Source organism: Microbacterium sp. CCNWLW41 (assembly GCF_037083505.1).
Window position 1 is genome coordinate 1,670,469 of the sequence record NZ_JBAOJP010000001.1, and the last position, 20,858, is coordinate 1,691,326.

The 20,858-nt window shown below is 71.8% G+C and carries 22 protein-coding genes; 11 read left to right on the forward strand and 11 right to left on the reverse strand.

Features of this window, described 5'->3' with window-relative positions; translation table 11 throughout:
* The first annotated feature begins 15 nt into the window (after nt 1-15).
* Entirely contained in the window at nt 16-981 is a 966-nt protein-coding gene (locus tag V6R91_RS07465; RefSeq protein WP_336394937.1) for a TIGR03885 family FMN-dependent LLM class oxidoreductase, read from the forward strand.
* Nucleotides 978-2,639, forward strand: a complete 1,662-nt coding sequence (locus V6R91_RS07470; RefSeq protein ID WP_336394938.1) for an alpha-amylase family protein — start codon at nt 978-980, stop codon at nt 2,637-2,639. Before V6R91_RS07465 ends, V6R91_RS07470 begins: the two co-directional genes overlap by 4 nt.
* Before the next feature lie 13 nt (nt 2,640-2,652).
* Here the strand turns inward: V6R91_RS07470 and V6R91_RS07475 are convergent, their stop codons facing one another.
* The 3 genes from V6R91_RS07475 to V6R91_RS07485 all read right to left on the reverse strand — a co-directional run bounded on the left by V6R91_RS07475 (nt 2,653) and on the right by V6R91_RS07485 (nt 5,863).
* Nucleotides 2,653-3,609: a hypothetical protein gene (locus V6R91_RS07475; RefSeq protein WP_336394939.1), complete on the reverse strand. Its 957-nt coding sequence runs from the start codon at nt 3,607-3,609 to the stop codon at nt 2,653-2,655.
* A gap of 63 nt (nt 3,610-3,672) precedes the next feature.
* A complete protein-coding gene (locus V6R91_RS07480; RefSeq protein ID WP_336394940.1) occupies nt 3,673-4,473 on the reverse strand; it encodes a glycosyltransferase in 801 nt (266 codons plus the stop codon).
* A gap of 391 nt (nt 4,474-4,864) precedes the next feature.
* Complete coding sequence (locus V6R91_RS07485) at nt 4,865-5,863, reverse strand: lytic transglycosylase domain-containing protein (protein WP_336394941.1); 999 nt, start codon at nt 5,861-5,863, stop codon at nt 4,865-4,867.
* A gap of 248 nt (nt 5,864-6,111) precedes the next feature.
* Between V6R91_RS07485 and V6R91_RS07490 the strand changes: the two genes are divergently transcribed.
* The 4 genes from V6R91_RS07490 to V6R91_RS07505 all read left to right on the forward strand — a co-directional run bounded on the left by V6R91_RS07490 (nt 6,112) and on the right by V6R91_RS07505 (nt 10,056).
* Nucleotides 6,112-7,413 carry a M18 family aminopeptidase gene (locus V6R91_RS07490; RefSeq protein WP_336394942.1) on the forward strand — a complete coding sequence of 434 codons (1,302 nt, stop codon included), beginning with the start codon at nt 6,112-6,114 and terminating at the stop codon, nt 7,411-7,413.
* Between the two features lie 126 nt (nt 7,414-7,539).
* Nucleotides 7,540-8,685 carry a zinc-dependent alcohol dehydrogenase gene (locus V6R91_RS07495; RefSeq protein WP_336394943.1) on the forward strand — a complete coding sequence of 382 codons (1,146 nt, stop codon included), beginning with the start codon at nt 7,540-7,542 and terminating at the stop codon, nt 8,683-8,685.
* Between the two features lie 21 nt (nt 8,686-8,706).
* Nucleotides 8,707-9,297, forward strand: a complete 591-nt coding sequence (locus V6R91_RS07500; protein ID WP_336394944.1) for a hypothetical protein — start codon at nt 8,707-8,709, stop codon at nt 9,295-9,297.
* Nucleotides 9,298-9,348: 51 nt separating this feature from the next.
* Nucleotides 9,349-10,056 (forward strand): NUDIX hydrolase, encoded by a 708-nt coding sequence (locus V6R91_RS07505; RefSeq protein WP_336394945.1) that lies wholly within the window; start codon nt 9,349-9,351, stop codon nt 10,054-10,056.
* 7 nt (nt 10,057-10,063) lie between these two features.
* Here the strand turns inward: V6R91_RS07505 and V6R91_RS07510 are convergent, their stop codons facing one another.
* A complete protein-coding gene (locus tag V6R91_RS07510) occupies nt 10,064-10,639 on the reverse strand; it encodes a DUF2510 domain-containing protein (RefSeq protein WP_336394946.1) in 576 nt (191 codons plus the stop codon).
* A 46-nt stretch (nt 10,640-10,685) separates the two neighbouring features.
* Nucleotides 10,686-11,813 (reverse strand): response regulator transcription factor, encoded by a 1,128-nt coding sequence (locus V6R91_RS07515; protein WP_336394947.1) that lies wholly within the window; start codon nt 11,811-11,813, stop codon nt 10,686-10,688.
* A gap of 152 nt (nt 11,814-11,965) precedes the next feature.
* On the opposite strand from V6R91_RS07515, the gene V6R91_RS07520 reads away from it, so the two are divergent.
* From V6R91_RS07520 to V6R91_RS07535, 4 genes are all read left to right on the forward strand, one after another.
* Nucleotides 11,966-13,339: an FAD-binding oxidoreductase gene (locus tag V6R91_RS07520; RefSeq protein WP_336394948.1), complete on the forward strand. Its 1,374-nt coding sequence runs from the start codon at nt 11,966-11,968 to the stop codon at nt 13,337-13,339.
* Between the two features lie 104 nt (nt 13,340-13,443).
* Nucleotides 13,444-14,706 carry a glycosyltransferase gene (locus V6R91_RS07525; RefSeq protein ID WP_336394949.1) on the forward strand — a complete coding sequence of 421 codons (1,263 nt, stop codon included), beginning with the start codon at nt 13,444-13,446 and terminating at the stop codon, nt 14,704-14,706.
* Nucleotides 14,703-15,791, forward strand: a complete 1,089-nt coding sequence (locus V6R91_RS07530; protein ID WP_336394950.1) for a DNA glycosylase AlkZ-like family protein — start codon at nt 14,703-14,705, stop codon at nt 15,789-15,791. The genes V6R91_RS07525 and V6R91_RS07530 overlap by 4 nt, the downstream gene beginning before the upstream one ends.
* A 35-nt stretch (nt 15,792-15,826) precedes the next feature.
* Nucleotides 15,827-16,339, forward strand: coding sequence for a GNAT family N-acetyltransferase (locus tag V6R91_RS07535; protein WP_336394951.1), 513 nt, complete (start codon nt 15,827-15,829; stop codon nt 16,337-16,339).
* Nucleotides 16,340-16,353: 14 nt separating this feature from the next.
* Here the strand turns inward: V6R91_RS07535 and V6R91_RS07540 are convergent, their stop codons facing one another.
* The 6 genes from V6R91_RS07540 to V6R91_RS07565 form a co-directional block, all read right to left on the reverse strand.
* Complete coding sequence (locus V6R91_RS07540; RefSeq protein ID WP_336394952.1) at nt 16,354-16,689, reverse strand: cupin domain-containing protein; 336 nt, start codon at nt 16,687-16,689, stop codon at nt 16,354-16,356.
* 65 nt (nt 16,690-16,754) lie between these two features.
* The gene (locus V6R91_RS07545) at nt 16,755-17,078 is read right to left on the reverse strand and encodes a DUF7882 family protein (protein WP_336394953.1); all 324 of its coding nucleotides are present in this window, start codon (nt 17,076-17,078) and stop codon (nt 16,755-16,757) included.
* Nucleotides 17,079-17,192: 114 nt separating this feature from the next.
* Nucleotides 17,193-18,134: a helix-turn-helix transcriptional regulator gene (locus tag V6R91_RS07550; protein WP_336394954.1), complete on the reverse strand. Its 942-nt coding sequence runs from the start codon at nt 18,132-18,134 to the stop codon at nt 17,193-17,195.
* A 51-nt stretch (nt 18,135-18,185) separates the two neighbouring features.
* A complete protein-coding gene (locus V6R91_RS07555; RefSeq protein WP_336394955.1) occupies nt 18,186-18,797 on the reverse strand; it encodes a TetR/AcrR family transcriptional regulator in 612 nt (203 codons plus the stop codon).
* Nucleotides 18,798-18,862: 65 nt separating this feature from the next.
* Nucleotides 18,863-19,219: an SPW repeat domain-containing protein gene (locus V6R91_RS07560; protein ID WP_336394956.1), complete on the reverse strand. Its 357-nt coding sequence runs from the start codon at nt 19,217-19,219 to the stop codon at nt 18,863-18,865.
* Between the two features lie 120 nt (nt 19,220-19,339).
* Nucleotides 19,340-20,371: an LLM class flavin-dependent oxidoreductase gene (locus tag V6R91_RS07565; protein WP_336394957.1), complete on the reverse strand. Its 1,032-nt coding sequence runs from the start codon at nt 20,369-20,371 to the stop codon at nt 19,340-19,342.
* A gap of 153 nt (nt 20,372-20,524) precedes the next feature.
* Here V6R91_RS07565 and V6R91_RS07570 point away from each other — a divergent pair, with 153 nt between their 5' ends.
* Complete coding sequence (locus tag V6R91_RS07570; protein WP_336394958.1) at nt 20,525-20,743, forward strand: hypothetical protein; 219 nt, start codon at nt 20,525-20,527, stop codon at nt 20,741-20,743.
* The last annotated feature ends 115 nt before the right edge of the window (nt 20,744-20,858 follow it).

Below are 20,858 nucleotides of genomic sequence, written 5' to 3' on the forward strand. Positions count from 1 at the left end.
CGGCAGACTCGCTGGATGGTCTTCGTAGGCTTCCACGCGTCCCATGAGCAGATCCTGCCCAGCGACCTGCTCACCGCTGTGCAGCAGGCCGAGGCGGCCGGGTTCGACGGCGCCATGTGCTCCGACCACCTCGCTCCCTGGAACCCCCGGCAGGGCGAGTCGGGCTTCGCCTTGAGCTGGCTGGGCGCCGCCCTCGCGCGGACGGACTTCTCCATCGGCATGGTCAACGCCCCCGGTCAGCGATACCACCCCGTCATCGTCGCGCAGGCGTTCGCGACGCTCGAGGAGATGTTCCCCGGGCGTTTCTGGGCCGCGCTCGGCAGCGGCGAGGCGATGAACGAGCACGTCACCGGCGACCCCTGGCCTCCCAAGGATGTGCGCACCCGGCGCCTGGGCGAGAGCGTCGACGTGATCCGACGGCTGCTCACCGGCGAGGAGGTGACGCACGACGGGCTGGTCACGGTCCACCGTGCCCGCCTCTGGAGCCGGCCGGTCGAGCCGCCGCCCCTCATGGCGACGGCCGTCAGCGCCGAGACGGCGGCGTGGGCGGCGTCGTGGGCCGAGGGCCTGGCCACTGTCGTGCAGGCGCCGGACGCGCTGGAGCGGGTCGTCGACGCCTACCGCTCGAACGGCGGGGCCGGCCCGTGCGTGCTGCAGGTGCACGTGAGCATCGCCGAGACGGACGCCGAGGCGTACGCGATCGCGAAGGACCAGTGGCGCAATGGTCTCGTCTCACCGCCGCTGGCGTGGGATCTCGAGCAGCCCGAGGACTTCGACGCGGCGGTCGGCGAGGTCGACGAGGCGAAGCTGCGCCAGGCGGTCCTCGTCGATCCCGACCCCGTCTCCCTCGCCGAGCGGATCGAGGCGCTGGTGAAGATCGGGTTCGACCGCGTATACATCCACCACGTCGGCCGTGACCAGTCCTATTTCCTGGGTGCCGCGGAGTCCGGCATCCTGCCCCGCCTGAAGGAGGCGCGATGAAGATCACCGATACCAGCGACCTCTGGTGGAAGAACGCGGTCATCTACTGCCTCGACGTGGAGACCTTCCTCGACGGCAACGGCGACGGGGTGGGTGACATGCGAGGCCTCGCACGGCGCATCGACTACCTCGCTCAGCTGGGGGTCACGTGCCTGTGGCTCATGCCGTTCTATCCGTCGCCGGATCGTGACGACGGGTACGACGTCTCCGACTTCTACGGCGTGGATCCGCGGCTCGGCGACCACGGCGAGTTCGTCGAGATGATCCGCACCGCGAACGATCGCGGAATGCGTGTGATCGTCGACCTCGTCGTCAACCACACCTCCGATCGGCATCCGTGGTTCGTCAGCGCCAAGCGGAGCGTGAACTCGCCCTACCGCGACTACTACATCTGGCGGGACGACGCGCCTCCGAAAGGGCAGAAGAACGCGGTCTTCCCCGGTGAGGCGGACGGCATCTGGACGAAGGACGAGGCGTCCGGGCAGTGGTACCAGCACAGCTTCTACGAGCACCAGCCCGACCTCAACATCGCGAACCCCGCGGTGCGCGACGAGCTCGCCCGCGTGATCGGGTACTGGCTGCAGCTGGGCGTGGCGGGATTCCGCGTCGACGCGGTGCCGTTCTTCCTCGAGATGCCTCCGGGCGCGCAGATCCCCGACCCCCACGAGCTGCTGCGCGACTTCCGGCGGTTCCTGCAGCGCCGGTCCAGCGAGGCCATCCTGCTCGGCGAGGTCAACCTGCCGTACGACCAGCAGGTGGACTACTTCGGCGGCGCCGACGCCAACGAGCTGTCGATGCAGTTCGACTTCGTCGGCATGCAGGCGTTCTACCTCTCGCTCGTGCGCGAGAACCCCGCCCCGCTGGTCGAGGCGCTGTCTTCCCGCCCGTCGCTGCCCGTCGAGGTGCAGTGGGCGAACTTCCTCCGCAACCACGACGAGCTCACGCTCGACAAGCTCTCCGATGAGGAGCGCGAGGAGGTGTTCGAGGCGTTCGCGCCCGACGAGCGGCAGCGGGTGTTCGGAAGGGGCATCACCCGCAGGCTGCCCCCGATGCTCGGCGATCCGCGCCGCATCCGCATGGCGTACAGCCTCATGTTCACGCTCCCCGGAACACCCGTGCTCTTCTACGGCGAGGAGATCGGCATGGGCGAGAACATCGACATCCCGGGGCGCACCGCGGTGCGGACGCCGATGCAGTGGACGTCCGAGAAGAACGGCGGCTTCTCGCAGGCGTCCCCGTCACGACTCGTCGCGCGCCCGCCGGGGGACGGCTATGCGCCCCAGCACGTCAACGTGGCGGATCAGATCGAGGATCGCGGCTCGCTGCTGCACTTCTTCCGCGACCTCATCTCGCGGTACCGCATCTCGCCCGAGCTCGGGTGGGGCGACTTCGAGGTGCTCGAGCAGCCGGTCGACGCGATCCTCGTGCACTCGCTGCGCGCCGACGTCGGCCGGATGGTGGCGATCCACAACCTCGCCGGCGTCCCGGCGACCACGCGGTTCGCGCTCGCCGACGAGCCGGAGGGCACGGCACTGGTCGACCTGCTGGGATCGGATCGCCTGCCGCTGGACGATCGCGGGGGAGTGGAGCTCGAGGTGCCGGCATACGGCTACCGGTGGCTGCGGGTGTCGCGTCCCGGGGACGGCCGCGTGTCGTAGCCGGCCGCAGCCGTCAGGAGACGGCGGCGGACCGCCGGTCCCGCCGCGCCCTGGCGACGGCCCACCGCACGAGCAGGCCGATGACGGCGACGGCGAGCGCGGCGACGATGGGCCGCAGGGCCAGCTCCGGGATGAACAGCGCCATGCGGAACACGGAGACGCCGTAGTCGATCATGTCGAGGGGGTCCCGCGCGAGCGCGCGGCTCCCCGCCGCACTGGCGATGCCGGTCATCGCGGCCGGAGCGATCCAGATGAGGGCCAGGCTCACCAGTGCCGCCAGCACCCTGCCGACGGTGTTCACCCCCGTCCACGCGATCGCGATCCCGGTCAGCACCGGTGTCACCCACTGCAGCAGCCACACGATCGACGAGAGCGTGCCCTGGTCCGTCGTCAGCAGCGGCTGCACCAGCCCCCCGGCCCAGGGCGCGGCGGCGATCGCCCCGAGCGTGAGGCCGAGGAGCGCGCCCGCGCGCGGGGCGCGCGCGATGAGCAGGACAGACACCAGCCCGACGAGGAACGAGACCGTGCACACCGCCACCAGCGCCCCCAGGTACAGCGTGGAGATGCTGCGTTCCTGCAGCCCGCCGCGCACGACGAGAGCGGACTGGGTGATCGCGGCGGCCTGAGCGGCGAGCAGGCCCAGGGCCACCAGCGCGAACCCGCCGCGGGGGAGCCGCTCGGCGGTGGCGCGGGCGACGATGCCGGCCGCGGCGGACCCGACGACGATCAGGCCGAACAGCAGCGTGAGGGAGTATTGGCTGAACGGCAGCAGGACCAGCGGCATGTCCCCGGGCGCGGTGTCGACGGCCCACAGGTTCTGCAGCGGCAGACGGGGCCCCCTCACGAGCCACGGCAGCAACCCGGCGAGCGCGGCGCCGATGCCGATGACCGGGCATGCCCAGAGCGGAATACGTCGCGGAGCGGGCTCCGGCGGCGGTGCCTCCTGCGTCGTCGCTGCGACCTCGCTCATCGGTCGGCTCCCTCCTGGCGTCGACGCGGTCGGCAGAGGACCGCATGCGCCGTGCGCGTCAGCCTAGCGCCACCGCCGGGAGGCGACGAGGGCTGCGGCGCGGCGGTTCCCGCGGCACCTCGCGCGCACAGCGCGCAGCGTGCGGCGGGACCATCGCACCGGCGGGAAGTCGCGGGGGAGATGCACCATGACGGTCCGCAGGCCGCGCTCGACACGGCGCGCGAAGTCGCGGACGCTCGTGAACGGCCGCATCGACATGCCCATGCGGGCCCTCGGCAAGAGGCGGATGCGTCCGCGCTCACCGAGGTGGAACGACAGGTCCATGTCGTCGTGCAGCTCCGCGTCGTCACGGTGAACGCGGGAACGGATGCTGCGCCACGCGTCTCGCCGCATGCCGAGGTTCGATCCGAACAGCGGGGGATGACCGAGCGTGATGGTCATGACGGCGGCATAGGAGCCGAGGTAGAGGACGGCGAGCGGACCGCGCAGGCCCGGCGGACCGTCGATGAAGCGCGCGCCGCCGGTGAACGCGGCGACGTCCGGGCGTGCGGCGAACGCGTCGGCCATCGTCCCCACCCACGACGCATCCGGAACGCAGTCGGCGTCCAGTCGCAGGATCAGATCCCCGGTGGCGGCGTCGTACCCGGCCGCGCTCGCCGCGGGGATGCCGGGCGTCTCGCACCGCTCCAGGCGGGCGCCGAAGACGCGGGCGACGCCGGCGGAGGCATCCGTCGATCCGTTGTCCACGACGACCACCTCGTCCGGCGGCCGGGTCTGGCGCGCGAGCGCCTGGAGGCACCGCGCGAGCTCGGTGTCGTCGTCCTTGACCGGGATGACGACCGAGATGCGCGGAGCGTTCGACATGGTGACATTCCATCCGAGGCGCACTGAGCGCGAGAAGGGCCTTGACCTCGGATGGCCCGATCGGTGACGGCCGGCGGCGCGTCACGCCGGGGCTCATGGCGTATCAGGGCGCCGCGTCCTGTGTCAAGGCCGAGTCGGGCGGAACAGGGCGACGTACGCTTGCAGGGCAGGCAAGCAAGGCAGCGCGGGGCGGTCGAGCTTCGGCGTTCGGGTCGCCGTCCAGTCTCCCGTAATCGCGCGATGGTCCCGGTGGGAGGGCTACCCACCGGGACCATCATTGCCTGTGCCGGTCGATCGGCCGCACGGATCCGACAAGCTCGTGGACGAGCTGGCGGAGGGAAGGCCCATGTCGAAGGTGCTGCGCTCCGCCTGAGCCGCCGAGCCGACCGGGTCAGTACCAGCCGACCGACTGCGAGTGACCCCACGCGCCGCAGGGGCTGCCGTAGCGGCCGGAGATGTACCCCAGTCCCCACGAGATCTGCGTGGCCGGGTTGGTCTGCCAGTCGGCGCCCGCGGTGCCCATCTTGCTGCCGGGGAGGGCCTGCGGGATGCCGTACGCACCGCTCGAGCGGTTGTAGGCCTGGTAGTTCCAGCCCGACTCCTTCTGCCACAGCGACACGAGGCACGCGAACTGGTCGTCGCCCCAGCCGTAGTTGCCGATCATGGCGCGCGCCGTGGCCTGCGCGTCGGCCGGGCTGGTGCCGCCGACGGCGCCGCCGGTGGCGTACACCGGGTTGGGCGCGGCGGACGAGCCCGATCCCGAGTTCGAGGACTGCTTCGCCGCGGCTGCTGCTTCGGCGGCTGCGGCGGCCTCCGCCTCCTGGCGCGCCTTCTCCTCGGCCTCCTTGCGGGCCTTCTCCTCGGCCTCGCGCTGCGCCTTGAGCGCCAGCGCGGCATCGAGCTTCCCTCGCAGGCCCTGGGTCTCCTCGTTCACCGACGCGGTGAGCGTGGTCACGTCGTCGGCGAACTCCGCGGAGTACATCGCCGGAAGCGCCTGCGCACGCTCGAGCTGCTCGAGCGCGGTCTCAAGCTCGCTGGTGTCCACCGTCGTGTCGGTCGTGCCGACGTCCAGCCCCGACGCGGCGATGTCGGAAGCGACGGTCGCCGCCGCCGACACGGCGGTCGAGGCATCCGTCACCGCCTTCTCGACGGCGGACGCCGTCACCGTCTCGGGAGCGGTGCCGAAGGAGGCGGTGCTGTAGGACACGAGCGCGAATCCGCCCAGCGAACCGGACGCCTGCGCCTCGGCGGCGGGCGCCGCCGTGGTGAACCCGGCCGTCGCCAGCGCCCCGACCGCCAGTGTCGCAACGACGAGGACGGGGCGACGGCGGGTGCGTCGTTCCGCGCGGCGGAGCGTGCGGCGGGCGGGCGAAGACGAGTGGGAGCGCATATGAAGACCGGGTTCCGTATCAGCAGATTCGCGCCGCGAAGAGCGCGTCGTGACCGTTCGGGCGGGCACAAGTCCCCGAGTCTCGCCGCAGTTTCTGGACGGTTCCGGTGCGTTACCTGAACGTTACATGTGAGCGCTAGGTCCGAAAAGGCCAGATCAATCGCGCGGATTCCGCGGCGGCGAGGTCCCGACCCCCCGCGCAACTACGATCGGAACGTCCCCCGCCGTCGCCCCAGGAGGCCCTGCTCGTGTCGTCATCCACCGCTCCCGCAGCCACCGACGCCCTGCGCCACGCCGACGACCTGGCCGACTTCGTCGCCTCGTCCCCGTCGAGCTTCCACGCGGCCGGCGAGGTCGCCCGCCGGCTCGAGACCGCCGGATTCAGCCGGCTCGATGAGCATGCCCCGTGGCCCGCGCAGAGCGGCGGCAGGTTCCTCGTCGTGCGCGACGGCGCCGTGATCGCCTGGGTCGCGCCGTCGACCGCGACGACGGACACCCCGGTGCGCATCTTCGGTGCCCACAGCGACTCTCCGGGCTTCAAGCTCAAGCCGAAGCCCACGACGGGACGGCTCGGCTGGCTCCAGGCCGGTGTCGAGGTCTACGGCGGGCCGCTGCTGAACTCCTGGCTCGATCGAGAGCTGCGTCTGGCGGGAAGGCTCGTGCTGGACGACGGGTCGAGCGTCCTCGCGGCGACCGGACCGCTGCTGCGCCTGCCTCAGCTGGCGATCCACCTCGACCGGGAGGCGAACGACCACCTCGCGCTCGACAAGCAGTCGCAGACCCAGCCGGTGTGGGGGCTCGGGCCCGTCGAGTCGGCCGACCTGCTGGCGGAGCTCGCTCGGGACGCGGGCGTGGACGCGACGCGGATCCGCGGCTACGACGTCGTGACGGCGGATGCCGCGCGCGGTGCGACGTTCGGTCGCGACCACGTCTTCTTCGCGTCGGGCCGCCTGGACGATCTCGCGTCGGTCCACGCCGGCGTGGTGGCGCTCGAGCGTACCGCCGGCGACCTCGCCGCCGACCACATCCCGATGCTCGCCGTCTTCGACCACGAGGAGGTCGGATCCGGCACCCGCTCGGGTGCCGCGGGGCCGTTCCTGGCGGATGTCCTCGAGCGGATCCGGCTGTCGCTCGGCGCGGATCGCGAGCAGCAGCTGCGTGCGCTCGCCGGCTCGTGGTGCGTCTCGAGCGATGTCGGCCACTCCGTCCACCCCAACTACGCCGAGAAGCACGATCCCGTCGTGCAGCCCCTGCTCGGATCCGGCCCGATCCTGAAGATCAACGCCAACCAGCGGTACGCGACGGACGCCGCCGGCGCGGCCGCGTGGAACGGCTGGTGCGCCGAGGCCGGGGTCACCAGCCAGGAGTTCGTGTCGAACAACTCGGTGCCCTGCGGCTCGACGATCGGGCCGATCACCGCGACGCGGCTCGGGATCCGGACCGTGGATGTCGGCATCCCGATCCTCTCCATGCACTCCGCGCGGGAGCTCGCGGGCGTGAGCGACCTGTGGGACCTCGCCCGCGTCGCGGAGGCGTACTTCCGCGGCTGAGACGGCGGCCGGGCGCGGATCGACGGCCGGGCGCGGGCGCACGATACAGCACGCACGCGCCGACGCAACCCCCTCGATGCGTCCCGCCGTCGTCGCGCAGGGTGTCGTGAGACACCGGGAGGCGCGATGAAGGCGATGGCATACCGCGGACCGTACAAGCTGCGGGTCCAGAACAAGCCCGAGCCGACGCTCGAGCACCCCAACGACGCGATCGTGCGGGTCGAGCTCGCCGCGATCTGCGGCTCCGATCTACACCTGTACCACGGGATGATGCCCGACACCCGCATCGGCCACACGTTCGGGCACGAGTTCATCGGCCGGGTCGAGCAGGTCGGCGGCTCGGTGCAGAGCCTGAGCGTCGGAGACCGCGTCATGGTGCCCTTCAACATCTACTGCGGCTCGTGCTTCTTCTGCGCGCGGGGGCTCTTCTCGAACTGCCACAACGTCAACCCGAACGCGACCGCTATCGGGGGCATCTACGGGTACTCCCACTCGACGGGCGGCTACGACGGGGGTCAGGCCGAGCTGGTGCGGGTGCCGTTCGCCGACGTGGGGCCGACCGTCATCCCGGAGGACATCGCCGACGAGGACGCGCTGCTGCTCACCGACGCCTTCTCGACGGGATACTTCGGCGCCCAGCTCGCCGACATCGAGGCGGGTGACACCGCGGTCGTGTTCGGCGCGGGGCCTGTCGGTCTCGCTGCGGCGCGGTCGTGCTGGCTCATGGGCGCCGGCCGGGTGATCGTGGTGGACCACCTGGACTACCGCCTGCAGAAGGCGAGGGACTTCGCCTTCGCAGAGACGGTGTCGTTCACGCAGGTCGGCGACATCGTGCGGGAGCTGAAGAAGCTCACGGACGGGCTGGGGGCGGATGTCGCCATCGACGCCGTCGGCGCCGAGGCCGACGGCCACGTGATCCAGCACGTCACCTCGGCGAAGCTGAAGCTGCAGGGCGGCTCGCCCGTCGCGCTCAACTGGGCCATCGACTCCGTGCGCAAGGGGGGCACCGTCTCGGTCATGGGCGCCTACGGGCCGATGTTCAGCGCGGTGAGGTTCGGCGATGCGATGAACAAGGGCCTGACGCTGCGGATGAACCAGGCGCCGGTGAAGCGCCAGTGGCCGCGGCTGTTCGAGCACATCCGCGCCGGCTACCTCCGCCCGAGCGAGCTCATCACCCACCGCATCCCGCTCGACGAGATCGCCGAGGGGTACCACCTCTTCTCGTCGAAGCTCGACGACATCATCAAGCCGGTCATCGTCCCGGCGGCTTGACGACGCGCGAAGGAGAACCACATGCCGTACACATCCGACAAGCCCGGCAGCACTCCCGCCGCGGAGGAGTTGCGCGCCCGCATCCCCGGATGGGGTGCGGACCTCGACCCGTCCGACCGGCCGGCGTTCCCCCGCGAGCAGCCCGGCATCGAGACGGGGGCGCACTGGGATCTGCCCGAGGACCAGCCCCGGCGGGGAACCAGGGAGAAGTCCGTCGAGCACGAGCGCCTGACGCCGGTGTTTGGAACGGCGCAGCCGCTGCACGGGCTCGCCGGCCGCGTCCGCCGGTTCGCGTACGACCGCTACAGCGAGGGTCAGACGGCGCACTGGCTGCTGCTCCTCGCCGGAGACCGCATCGACTCGGTCACCGCGCACGCGCGGTCGCTGTTCTCGCGCCGACCCGACGATCCCCTCACGCAGTCGGGCATCCTCGGCGAGCGGGGGCACCGGCCGTTCTCCTCCCGGTTCGGTCGCGGCAGGGCCGACCTCACGCACGCGTGGCTCGATCCGATCATCGTCCTCGGGCCCTGGCTGCTGGCCGGCGCCCTCGCGTTCACGCTGGGACGAGCCGCGACGGTCCCCGCCCGGCGCCGCCGTCACGCGGAGGACTGACGCCTCCGGGCGGCCGCCCGGACCGTCGGCGGTGCGGCGTACGCTGAACGAGTGCGCGCCGAACCGACAACGCTGAGCGCCCGGGCGCAGCTCGCGGCCCTCGCCGACCCCACGGGCGACCGCAGCCCACTGATCGAGCTGCCACCGCAGCCCAACGCCAGGCCCGCCGCCGTGCTGATGCTGTTCGGCGTCCTCGATTCCTACCCCAGCCGCCACGACGCCGAGGCGCGCGCGGTGTCGCGCGACCTCGACGTGCTGCTCCTCGCGCGTGCCCTCACGCTGCGCGCGCACCCGGGGCAGGTCGCCTTCCCCGGCGGGCGCATCGACCCGGGCGACGACGGTCCGATCGCGGCAGCCCTCCGCGAGGCCCGCGAGGAGACCGGACTCGACCCCGCCGGCGTCGACGTCCTCGGCGAGCTCACCGACGTCCCGCTCGCCTTCTCGCAGCACCTCGTCACGCCGGTGCTCGGCTGGTGGCGGCATCCGTCGCCCGTCCGCGTGGTCGATGAGGCCGAGTCCGCCGATGTCTTCCGTGCGCCGGTCGCCGATCTGCTCGATCCCGCGAACCGCGGCGTCACCGTCATCCGGCGCGACGGGCAGGAATGGCGGGGACCGGGCTTCCTGGTGAGCAAGCCCTCGGGCACCCACCTGGTGTGGGGATTCACCGGGATGCTGCTGGACGGACTGTTCGACCGCCTGGGGTGGGCGGAACCGTGGGACCGTGAGCGGGAACTCGACCTCACCCTCCCCGGCGACTGACCCCGGCTCAGCGATAGCGGTAGTGCTCCGCGCTGGTGTTGACCCATGAGGCGAAGCGGCGGGCGTCGTCTTCACGCCCGGCCGCCACCGGCACAGCCCACACCTGCGGCCCGGTCACGACGAGGTAGAGGGCGGCACGATGGATCGCGCGGTTGATCGTGCCCGGCGTGATCAGCCCGGCGTGGCCGAACATGCGGCGTTCGACGGCGGCCTTCGTGAAGGCGGGGCGCTTCAGCAGGACGTCACCGGGTTCCACGGCGGCCACCACGTCCCTCACCGGAACGCTCAGCTCGCCGAAGTGCACCCAGCGGCCGTCGATCACGAGCCCGCCGAAGTCCTGCTCCTGGCCGCTGTAGCGCACGGATGCGGTCCAGCGGCGCCCGTCCCACCACCTGTTGCGACCGCGCTGGTCGTCGTACCAGCCGGCCTGCGCCGGCCCCGCGGCGGCGGGTCCGGCATCCGTCCGCAGCTGCGTGTCGGGCTCGCGGAGATCGATGTACTGCTCGGTCCAGCGGGTGCCGTCCCACCAGCGCTGCTTGCCGGTGCCGTCGTCGTACCACCCGGGTTCGGGCTGCGTCGCCATGATCCGAGGGTAGTTCGAGACCGACCGCCGCGCTCGCCCGCCGGTCTCAGGCCGTGTACCAGCCGCTCGCGCCGATGTCGCCGCCCATGCGCGGCGCGTACTGGTCGAAGTAGACGCGGGCGACGAGCTCCCGGCGGCTCGCGACGCCGGCCTTCTCGAAGATCGACTTCAGGTGGTCCTGCACGGTGTAGGGCGAGAGGTGCATCTCGGCTGCGATCTCCCGGGTGTCGGCGCCACGAAGCACGATCGCGACGACCTCCCGCTCCCGCGCGGTCAACTCGAACGCCGCCGCGACGAGGTCGATCACCTCCTGGGGTCGGGCCTCCTCGATGGTGACGACGACGTCGCCCGCCCGATCGGCGGTTCCGCCGAGCGGCGCGGCATGCAGCACCAGCCACACGCCGTCGCTGGTGCGAACGCGGATGCGCGGCATCCGCTCCGCCTCGCCGCGCGCGAATCGCCGCGCGCCGCTCACGAGCGCCTGCACCGACGTCAGCGGGTCGCCCATGCCGGGCACCGCCGACGTGCGCGCCAGGTGCAGCTGCGCGCCCGGCGTGGACTGGACGATCCGGTCGTGGGCGTCGACCACGATGACGGCGGGCCCCGCCTGCGGCGCCGCCTCAGTCCTCGTCAGCTGAGCGAGCAGCCCGGTGCGGATGCCGCGGGTGAAGGCCGGCGCGACCGCCGCCAGGAATCCGAGCTCGTCCTCGTCGAACGCCGTGTCGTCGTCGCCGCGGAACAGCGAGATGTGCCCCCACGCGCCCGTGCGGTCGACGAAGACGACCCGCGCCTCGTCCTGGAATCCGAAGTAGGGCAGGAGGAGGTCGGACATGCGCACCGAGCGGTCGAGCACGCCGCGCGTCGCGTGGTGCAGGCCCACGACGAGCCGGCCCGATTTCACCAGTTCGGTGATCGAGGTCGGATCGTCGCTGCCGTACTCGATCTGCGACCAGGCGACATCCTGCTCGTTGCGGCCGTCGAGCTCACCCATCTTGCGGGCGCTCGAGACCATCGTGGTCGCCGGGTCCAGCGTCGACACGCAGGCGGCCACGAATGGCACCACGTTCTCCAGTGCGGCGACGGCCTCGTCCATGAAGCTGTGCAGCGGCAGCCCGGCGCGCGAGATCACGTCGATGTCACTGCGCGCACGTCCGACCGCCAGAGCCGATGCCATGCATGAAGTGTGCTCCTGCCGGCGCGATCGCACCATCCCAGGTATCTGGGGGAGCGGAAGTCCCTCGTCAGCTGGGATGGCCTCCGCCCGACCGGGCGAGGACAGTTGGCGGTGCCTTCACCCGAGGCATCGAAGCGACCTTTGGAGCACTCATGACCTTTTCCGACATCACCACCGACGTCCGCGGCGACCGGCTGCGCGAGGCGCTCGGTGCGCGCGTGATCCTTCCGGGCGACGACGGCTACGACGAGGCCCGCCTGCCGTGGAACGTCGCCGTCGATCAGCGGCCCTTCGCGGTCGCGCGCCCCGAGAGCGCCGAGGACGTCGTGGGCGTGGTGCGCGCGGCGGTGGCATCCGGTCTGCGCGTCGCACCGCAGTCGACCGGTCACGCGGCCGGCGCGCTCGCCGACACGGATCTGTCCGAGACGGTGCTCGTCTCGCTCGCGGGCCTGCGCGGCGTCACCGTCGACCCGGAGACCCGCACCGCCCGGGTGCTGGGAGGGTCGGTGTGGAATGACGTGCTCGCGGCGACCGCGCCCCTCGGGCTGACCGCGCTGCACGGCAGCGCCGGGGACGTCTCGGTGGCGGGGTACTCGCTGAGCGGCGGCCTGTCGTTTTACGGGCGCACCCAGGGCCTCGCCGTGAACAGCGTGCGGGCGGTGCAGCTGGTGACCGCCGACGGCAGTCTGGTGCGCGCGAGCGCCGACGAGAACGCGGAACTGTTCTGGGCCGTGCGCGGCGGATCGGGGGCGTTCGGCGTGGTCGTCTCGCTCGAGATCGACCTGCTGCCCTACGCCGACGTCTTCGCCGGCATGCTCCTGTGGGACGCCTCACGCGCCGCGGAGGTCTCGCACGCGTGGGCGGCGTGGACGGCTTCCGCGCCCGAGTCGGCCACCACGACGCTGCGGATCATGAACTTCCCGCCGCTGCCCGAGCTGCCGCCGTTCCTGTCCGGCCGGTCGGTGGTCGTCATCGACGGGGCGATCCTCGAGACGGATGCCGCGGCCGCGGCGCTGCTCGAGCCGCTGCGCGCCCTCGCCCCGGAGATGGACACGTTCGGCCGCATCCCGGCCGCGAGCCTGGTCGCGGTGCACATGGACCCGCCGGGGCCCACCCCGTCTGCCACGGCGCACTCGGTGCTCGCCGAGCTGCCGGCGGAGGCCGTGGAGGCGTTCCTCGCGACGGCGTCCGTGCCGGGGCTCTTCTTCGGCGAACTGCGGCACCTCGGCGGCGCGATCGCCCGCCGACCCGAACACGCGGGAGCGGTCGGATCGGTCGCGGGCGCCTACCTGATGCACACGGTCGCGATGGTGCCGGTGCCCGAGGCGATGCCCGGAGCGGATGCCGCGGTGCGCGCCGGCATCGCCGCCCTCGCGCCGTGGCACACCGACGCCCTCGCCCTCACGTTCGTCGACGGCGGCGGCGTCGATCGCGCGCCGGGCTTCGGCACCGCAGGCACCCGGCTGAAGGAGCTGAAGAGCCGCTTCGACCCGAACGGCACGTTCGCCGCCGCGCACGCCGTCTGACGCGGGCGGCGCGGTCGAACTGGTCGCCCCGCCGGCCCCACGCCGGCGAGGCGACCAGGCTCGACCGCTTCCGCCCCACCGCGTCCATGCGCAAGGGTGGCGGTATGGCGACGGTCCTCTTCTGCCCCATCACCTTCAACCTCGCGGAGGTCACGCGCGCCATCGAGGTCGCTCGCGCCCTCGACTCCCGGCACGACGCCGTCTTCATGGGCTACGAGACGGACTTCGCCCACCTGATCACCGAGGCCGGCTTCGATCACCGTGCGTGCGAGCCCGGGTTCACACCCGCCGAGCGCGATCAGGCGCTGAGGTACGACCAGGGCCGGTCGCTCCGCAGCCCGTACACCCGGTCGCTGGTCTCGGCGCGCGTGGCCGTCGAACGCACGCTCATCCGGACGACGGATGCCGCGGTCGTGGTGAACGGCACCAATCCGACGTCGATGATCTCGGCGCGGGCCGAGGGGGTGCCGCTCGTGTATCCCGTCCCCTTCGCGCTCACGCGGCCGCACGTCGAGCAGACCCGACGTCTCGGCCTGGTGCGAGGCGGCTCCCGGTCCGCGCTTCTCCTCGACCGTGCGGCGACCGGCGCGCTGAGGTGGGCGTACAACCACGCTCCGCTGGCACCGCGCGCCTTCGCGCACGTGGCGAAGCGCAACGGCGTGCGGCCGCTGCGGACCGTCGTGTCGTTGCTGGAGGCCGACCGCAACCTTCTCACGGTGATGCCGTGGGAGCTCGACGGCTACGTGCTGCCGGCGGGCTATGAGCGCGTCGGTCCGATCTTCGCGCACCTCGACGCGCCGTTGCCGCCGATCGTCGAGGAGCTGGCCGCGCGCGACGAGCCCCTCGTCTACCTCGGGCTCGGCTCCTCGGCCAGCCGCGAGCTGACGCTCGCCGCGGCCCGTCAGCTCGGCGCGCTTCCGGTCAACGTCATCGCGCCCGTGCGCCATTACCTCCGCGACGGCGACAGCCTTCCGGGCAACGTGCACGTGACGGATCTGCTGCCCGCGCATCGCCTGGGCGGCCTCGTCGACGCGGCGGTGCTCCACGGCGGACAGGGGACGGTGCAGACGGCCTGCGCCGCCGGCATCCCCTTCGTGGGCATGGGCCTCCAGCCGGAGCAGGTGTGGAACGTCGACCAGTGCGTGAATCAGGGCAACGCCCTCGCGCTCGCCCCGAAGCAGGCGGGAACGCCGGCGCTCGCCGACGCCGTGCGCCGCGTGCTGGCGGACCCTGGCATTCGCGCGGCGGCCGAGCGCGTACGCGACGCGTACGCGGACGAAGACGGGGCTGCGGCATCCGCCCGCATCATCGATCGGCTCATCGACTCGGGACGTCCCAGGCGGGTCGTGCGTGCGGAGTCGTCGTGACCCCGCACCGGCTGACCCGCGACCAGGCACGGCGCCTCGTCGTGCGCGCCCAGCTCCTCGACGCCGATCGGCCGGGCGACGTCGTCGAAGTGGCCGAGCAGCTCGGCTACATCAAGATCGACCCGACCGGGACGATCGCGCCGTGTGAGCACACGGTGCTGTGGTCCCGCATCGGGTGGTCGTACGAGCCCGGCCAGCTGCGCAAGGCCGTCGAGGACGACCGCCTCCTCTTCGAGTTCGACGGCGCCTTCCGTCCGATGAGCCTGCTGCCGCTCATGCTCCCGGCGATGCGCCGGTGGCCTCAGCGCGAGAGCAGCAGGCAATGGCTCGAGGCGAACGCCGGTTTCCGGGCCGACGTGCTCGCGCGTCTGCGGGCCGACGGGCCCCTGCTCGCCGGCGACATCCCCGACACCGCGCAGGTCAGTCGCCCGCCCGACGGCTGGTCGGGGTCCAATCAGGTGCCGCACATGCTCGACTTCCTGCTGCGTCAGGGCGAGGTCGCGGTGGTCGGCCGCGAGGGTCGGCAGCGTCGCTGGGATCTCGCCGAGCGCGTCTATCCGCGCGGACTTCCGGAGTACGGCGAGGAGGAGGCCGCGCGGCTGCTCGCCGAGCGGCGCCTGCAGTCGGCGGGCTTGACGAAGCCCCACTGGTACTGGAGCGGTGTGACGAAAGACACCGGGGAGCCTGCGCTCGTCGAGGGGAGCACGACCGGGTACCGCGTGGACCCGGAGGCGCTCGCGGCGCTCGACGAGGAGGACGCCGGAGGACGCGCCGCCTTCCTCAATCCGTACGACAGCCTGCTGTTCGACCGGAAGCGGCTCGAGGACGTCTTCGGGTTCACCTATGTGCTCGAGCAGTTCAAGCCCAAGGGGGAGCGCCGGTACGGCTACTTCGCCCATCCCATCCTGCTCGGCGACCGGTTCGTCGGCATGCTCGATGCCGAGGTCGATCGGGCACGCGGCGTCCTCCGCGTCGACGCGGTGCACGAGCTCCTTCCGCTCGACCCCGAGGAGACCGAGATAGTGCGCGCCGAGATCGACGACCTCGCCGAGTGGCTGGGCGTCTCCGTGACGGGACTCGCGTGACTGAGACGCCGACGTCGGTGAGTACGCTCGATGACGTGAATCCGCGAACCCTCGGCTCCGGAGCCGTCCTGCGAGAGGCCCGGCTGGGCGATGAGCGCGGGATCCTGGCCTGCATCCAGGCGCTCGCCGTGTACGAGCGCGAGCCGGACGCCGTCGAGAACACGGTCGAGGCGCTCGAGAAGACGCTGTTCGGCGCGGACCCCAAGGCCTTCGCGCACGTGGTCGAGAAGGACGGCGACATCGTCGCCATCGCCCTGTGGTTCATCACCTACTCCACGTGGACCGGTCGCCACGGCGTGTGGCTCGAGGACCTCTACGTGCACGAGGCCCACCGTGCCTCCGGCTACGGCAGAGCGCTGCTGGCATCACTGGCGGGCGTCTGCGTCGAGCGCGGCTACTCACGCCTGGAGTGGACGGTGCTCGACTGGAACGAGCCTGCCATCGGCTTCTACCGCGCGATCGGCGCCGAGCCCATGAGCGAATGGACCACTCAGCGCCTCACCGGCGAGGCGCTCGTCGGCCTCGCGGGCGCTGCTCGCACGGCGTAGCGGGCCGCGCCGCGTCAGGGGATGCGATTCGACACGGTCAGCAGCACCACCGAGTCCTCGAGAGCCTCGAGGCTGTGCCGGGCTGCCGGCACCGTGAGGTGGTCTCCTGTGCCGCCTTCCCACGCCTCCGCGCCGGCGACGAGGCGCACCCGTCCGCGGAGCACCTGCAGGGTCGCCTCATGGGGAGCTTCGTGCTCGGCGAGCTCGTGGCCGGCCCGCAGCGCGATGACCGTCTCACGCAGCGCGTTCTCGTGGCCGCCGCGGATCGTGCGCGCCGCCCGGCCGCTCGAGGCCCCCTGAGCCTTCGCCGCCAGCTCCTCGATCACATCGGCCAGATCGGTGCCGTCCATGTGCTTCGCCTCCATCGCCTGCGCTGGCCGGAGTCTACCGAAGGGACCTCCCGCTCAGCACCCGGTCACGCGATCGGCTCTGCTCCGCCCTCGTCCGGCGGCTCGGAAACGACGAAGAGACCGCTCGGCGAGTTCGCCGTGCGCATCAGCGTCTCGAGCCACGAGCGGTTGATGCTGGCCGGGCGACCGCCGTAATAGTTGAACACGAGGCTGGCCCCCGAGTGCACCCAGACGGTGGTGCGGCCGCCGCCGGTGCTCAGTTCGCCCTGCCAGGTGAAGAAGAACGGCTCGTTGCGTCGCAGCTTCGTCCCTATCGCGACCTGGAGGTGCGAGAGGACTCGGTCGTCGAAATCCGCCCGGATGCTGCTTTCGTAGATGAACTTTCCCACGCTGTCTCCCTGCACGGGCTCCGGCCCGTAGGAAGACTCTGCGTCAGCGCCCGGGCGACGGGCCCCGAGCTGTCCGCCTCGCGAAAGCGATGCACCGAAAACGAACGGCGCTCGTCAGAGGCCGCGGAGCGTCTGTCGGGGCGTGCGGCCGTATGCGTCGCGATAGTGCTTGGCGAAACGCGATGCACTGGCGAACCCCCACCGGAGCGCGATCTCGCCGACCGACGCCGCCGTCCCCGCCTCCATCTCGGCGTGCGCCCCCTCGAGCCTGCGGCGTCGCAGATAGTCGGTGGGCGTCATGTCGAGAGCTCGGCGGAAGGCGTACTGGAGCCCGCGTGTGGAGATCCCCGCCGCCTCGGCGACATCATCGATGGTGATCGCCTCGTGAGCGTGCTCCTCGAGGTACGAGATCGCGCGCTGCACGCTGCGGGGTGCGGCGCGTCGCTGGACCGAGCGCTGGAGCGCGAGCCCGAACTCGGGCGAGAACGCCGCAAGGGTGGCGTGAAGGGCGTTCCTGCGCAACTCCACCTCGACGAGGTCGGCGCGGGCGCCGGAGGTGAACAGCGAGCCGGCAACGTGGAGGAACACGCGCTCCCAGTGGGCGGCGAGCTCGCGGCTGTCGGGGGAGGGGCGGACTCCAGGCGCGCGCAGCGAGAAGCGGTCGTCGCCGGTGAGCCGTCGCACCTCCTGCTGCGCCCACTCGCGGTCGAACACGAACGCCCGCACGTCCGCCCGCTGCTGCCAGCGGGCGGATGTCGGAGCGTCCAGAGCCACCCACGGCAGCCCGGCGTTCAGCTCGCCGCGCGGTGTTCCCACCCAGCCGCCGCGCGAGGCGACGCGGCAGGCCATGAGCTGTCCCTCCGGATCGATGGCGGACTGCACCGATGCGGACAGCTCATACCTCACCGTCGAGAAGTGGGGCATGGCCGAGGAAGACCACGAGAACCCGAACGTACGAGGGTCGACGCGCTGCAGCGCCGCGGATGGCACGAACTGACGCCACGTCTCCTCCACGACTCCGACGTCGCGCGATGACAGCGTCAGAAGCTCCCCCAACGTCCCTCCCTTGCGAAGGCCGCAGCGGGCGGCCGGATCGATCGAGACACTCTAACCCGCCGGCGCGCTGAGGCCCGCGGTGATCAGGTCCGCGAGCGCCGGAAGATCGGCGATCTCCGCCGGATCGGCCGGTTCCTCGACCTCGTCGAGCGCAGCGACGTCCTCGCCGGCCGGACCGTGGAGCCCCGGCGTGGTGATGATCGCGACCCACGCGGTGGCGGCGACGCGCACGCGTCTGGCCGCGATCGGGTGCAGGACGCTGGCGTGGAGGACGCGCTCCACGACGGTCTGCAGCTGACGACGATAGTCGCGCAGCCTCGCGCGCACCTCCGGGTGGGTGCGCTGCTCGCGCCACACGATGACGCGCCGCACCGCCGACTCCTCCTGAAGCTCGCGCAGGCGGTGCGTCACGTTCAGGAGCGTGCGCGCCGGATCGCCGCTCTCGACCAGTGCCGACGTGTCCACGGAGTCCAGGTCGAGCCGTTCACCCACCAGCGTGCGCAGCAGATCGCTCTTGGTGGGGAAGTAGTAGAAGACGAGCCCCTTCGGCACCCCTGCCGCCTCCGCGACGGCCGCGGTCGGGGTGGCATCGAACCCCCGCTCGGCGAAGAGGCGCTCGGCGGCGTCGAGGATGAGCGTCCGGCTGTCCCGGCTGCGCGTCATGTCATGTCCTCGGGGGGTCGGCGGGGGCGTCGGGGCGCGCCGGCGCCCCCGTCTCGGTCCGCACGTCAGTGCGGCAGGGCGCGGTCGTGCGTCTGCATAGCCGGCCTGATGGCGAGGGCCGCGACGATGGCTGCCACCGCTCCGCCGATCCAGCTGACCCACGCGGCCGCGGACTGCATGTCCGCATAGCCGCCGAGCCAGGGAGCGACGAAGAGCAGCGCGCCGAGGGCGAGCTGGACGTACTCCATCGCAGCCATGCCCGGCATCGCGAGGTTCACGATGCCGCTGGCGATCAGCAGGACGCCGAGGATCAGCATCCATGCCATCGAAGCGCCCATCGCCGGCATGAACAGGGCCGACACCGCGGCGACGAGTCCGACGGCGACAGCGACCCAGTCCTCCCAGCGGGTCCACTTCTTCATGCGAATCTCCTCCTTCCGAATCCTGACGGCTCCCCATCGGGGGTCGATTCGACCGTAAGCCTGACTGACCGCCCGGTCAAGAGTCCCGGTGCGCGGCGGGGTGGCCGATGCGACCGCGCGTCACGCCCGGGTGGATCTCCACCCGAGCTCGGGAGCGACGTGACTCGCGAAGGACTCGATGACGCGCAGGTTGAAGTCGACGCCGAGCTGGCTCGGGATGGTGAGCATGAGCGTGTCGGCCGCCGCGATCGCGGCATCCTCCTTCAGCTGCTCCACGAGGACGTCGGGCTCGGCGGCGTAGGTCTTGCCGAACGTCGAGCGCATCCCGTCGATGACCCCGATCTGGTCGCCGTCCTGACGCCCTCCGAAGTAGAGGCGGTCTTCCGCCGTCGTGATCGGGAAGATGCTGCGGCTCACCGACACGCGGGGCTCGCCCGCGTGCCCCGCGTCGCGCCAGGCGGCGCGGAAGGCATCGATCTGCTGCGCCTGCAGGAGGTCGAAGGCAGTGCCGTCGGCCTCCGTGAGCAGCGTCGACGACATGAGGTTCACGCCCATCCGCCCGGCCCATTCGGCGCTGTCGCGGTTGCCCGCGCCCCACCACACGCGCGAGCGCAAGCCCGGGGAGTGCGGCTCGATGCGCTGCCGGCCCGTGGCGCCGGTGCCGAAAGGCGACAAGGGGTCCCGCTCCGCCAGCCCCTCGCCCTCGATCGCGCGCAGGAACAGATCGAAGTGCCGGCGTGCGAGGTCGGCACCGCGCGGATCCTCCGACCCGGTGTACCCGAAGGCCTCGTAGCCGCGCACCACGGTCTCCGGTGACCCTCGCGAGACGCCCAGCGCGAGCCTGCCACCCGAGATGAGATCGACGGCCGCCGCCTCCTCGGCGAGGTAGAGCGGGTTCTCGTAGCGCATGTCGATGACGCCGGTGCCGACCTCGATGCGTTCGGTGCGTGCGGCGATCGCAGCGAGGAGAGGCATGGGGGATGCCTGCTGACGAGCGAAGTGGTGCACGCGGAAGTAGGCGCCGTTCACGCCGAGCTCGTCCATCCCCTGTGCGAGGTCGATGGCCTGGAGCATCGAGTCCGCGGCCGTCAGCTGCCGACCGCCGCCGAGCGGCCCGTAGTGTCCGAAGGAGAGGGTTCCGAAGCGCTGCATGTCGACTGCAACGGTACGCCCACGGCATCCATTCCGGTGAATGGACCGCGCTGTCGCGGGAAATCTGCGAACAGCTGCATCCAAACCGGCGCCCCAGGGAGAAGTACCTCACATCGGGCGAACACGCGCCCGCCACTAGGAGGGGAAAGTCCAATGAAGCGCATTCTCGCCACTGGAGCCATCGCCGCTCTCGCCGTGTTCGGCTTCGCCGGCACCGCGCACGCCGCGCCCGCCGATGCTGCCTGCTTCGGCCAGATCCACAAGACCATCAACACCGAAGGCGCGCTCGGGTTCTCGACCGTCGGTGAGGTCGTCCAGGCGATCGGCGGCCAGGCCAAGAACGACACCGCACGGGGACTCTGCGGCGACTGAGGGCACTGACGCTCCTCGGCATCGTCGTCGGGGGGGGCGGCCCCCCCCGGCGCGGCGCCCCCCCCGGTGGGGACCGGGAGGCGCCCCCCCGTGCGGGGGGGGGGCGCCCGGCGGA

Bases quoted from the DNA above. Each gene is read 5' to 3' on its own strand.
- V6R91_RS07465 (WP_336394937.1), top strand. From the start codon at position 16: ATGGTCTTCGTAGGCTTCCACGCGTCCCATGAGCAGATCCTGCCCAGC.
- V6R91_RS07470 (WP_336394938.1), top strand. From the start codon at position 978: ATGAAGATCACCGATACCAGCGACCTCTGGTGGAAGAACGCGGTCATC.
- V6R91_RS07475 (WP_336394939.1), bottom strand. From the start codon at position 3,609: ATGAGCGAGGTCGCAGCGACGACGCAGGAGGCACCGCCGCCGGAGCCC.
- V6R91_RS07480 (WP_336394940.1), bottom strand. From the start codon at position 4,473: ATGTCGAACGCTCCGCGCATCTCGGTCGTCATCCCGGTCAAGGACGAC.
- V6R91_RS07485 (WP_336394941.1), bottom strand. From the start codon at position 5,863: ATGCGCTCCCACTCGTCTTCGCCCGCCCGCCGCACGCTCCGCCGCGCG.
- V6R91_RS07495 (WP_336394943.1), top strand. From the start codon at position 7,540: ATGAAGGCGATGGCATACCGCGGACCGTACAAGCTGCGGGTCCAGAAC.
- V6R91_RS07500 (WP_336394944.1), top strand. From the start codon at position 8,707: ATGCCGTACACATCCGACAAGCCCGGCAGCACTCCCGCCGCGGAGGAG.
- V6R91_RS07510 (WP_336394946.1), bottom strand. From the start codon at position 10,639: ATGGCGACGCAGCCCGAACCCGGGTGGTACGACGACGGCACCGGCAAG.
- V6R91_RS07515 (WP_336394947.1), bottom strand. From the start codon at position 11,813: ATGGCATCGGCTCTGGCGGTCGGACGTGCGCGCAGTGACATCGACGTG.
- V6R91_RS07520 (WP_336394948.1), top strand. From the start codon at position 11,966: ATGACCTTTTCCGACATCACCACCGACGTCCGCGGCGACCGGCTGCGC.
- V6R91_RS07525 (WP_336394949.1), top strand. From the start codon at position 13,444: ATGGCGACGGTCCTCTTCTGCCCCATCACCTTCAACCTCGCGGAGGTC.
- V6R91_RS07540 (WP_336394952.1), bottom strand. From the start codon at position 16,689: ATGGACGGCACCGATCTGGCCGATGTGATCGAGGAGCTGGCGGCGAAG.
- V6R91_RS07555 (WP_336394955.1), bottom strand. From the start codon at position 18,797: ATGACGCGCAGCCGGGACAGCCGGACGCTCATCCTCGACGCCGCCGAG.
- V6R91_RS07560 (WP_336394956.1), bottom strand. From the start codon at position 19,219: ATGAAGAAGTGGACCCGCTGGGAGGACTGGGTCGCTGTCGCCGTCGGA.
- V6R91_RS07565 (WP_336394957.1), bottom strand. From the start codon at position 20,371: ATGCAGCGCTTCGGAACCCTCTCCTTCGGACACTACGGGCCGCTCGGC.
- V6R91_RS07570 (WP_336394958.1), top strand. From the start codon at position 20,525: ATGAAGCGCATTCTCGCCACTGGAGCCATCGCCGCTCTCGCCGTGTTC.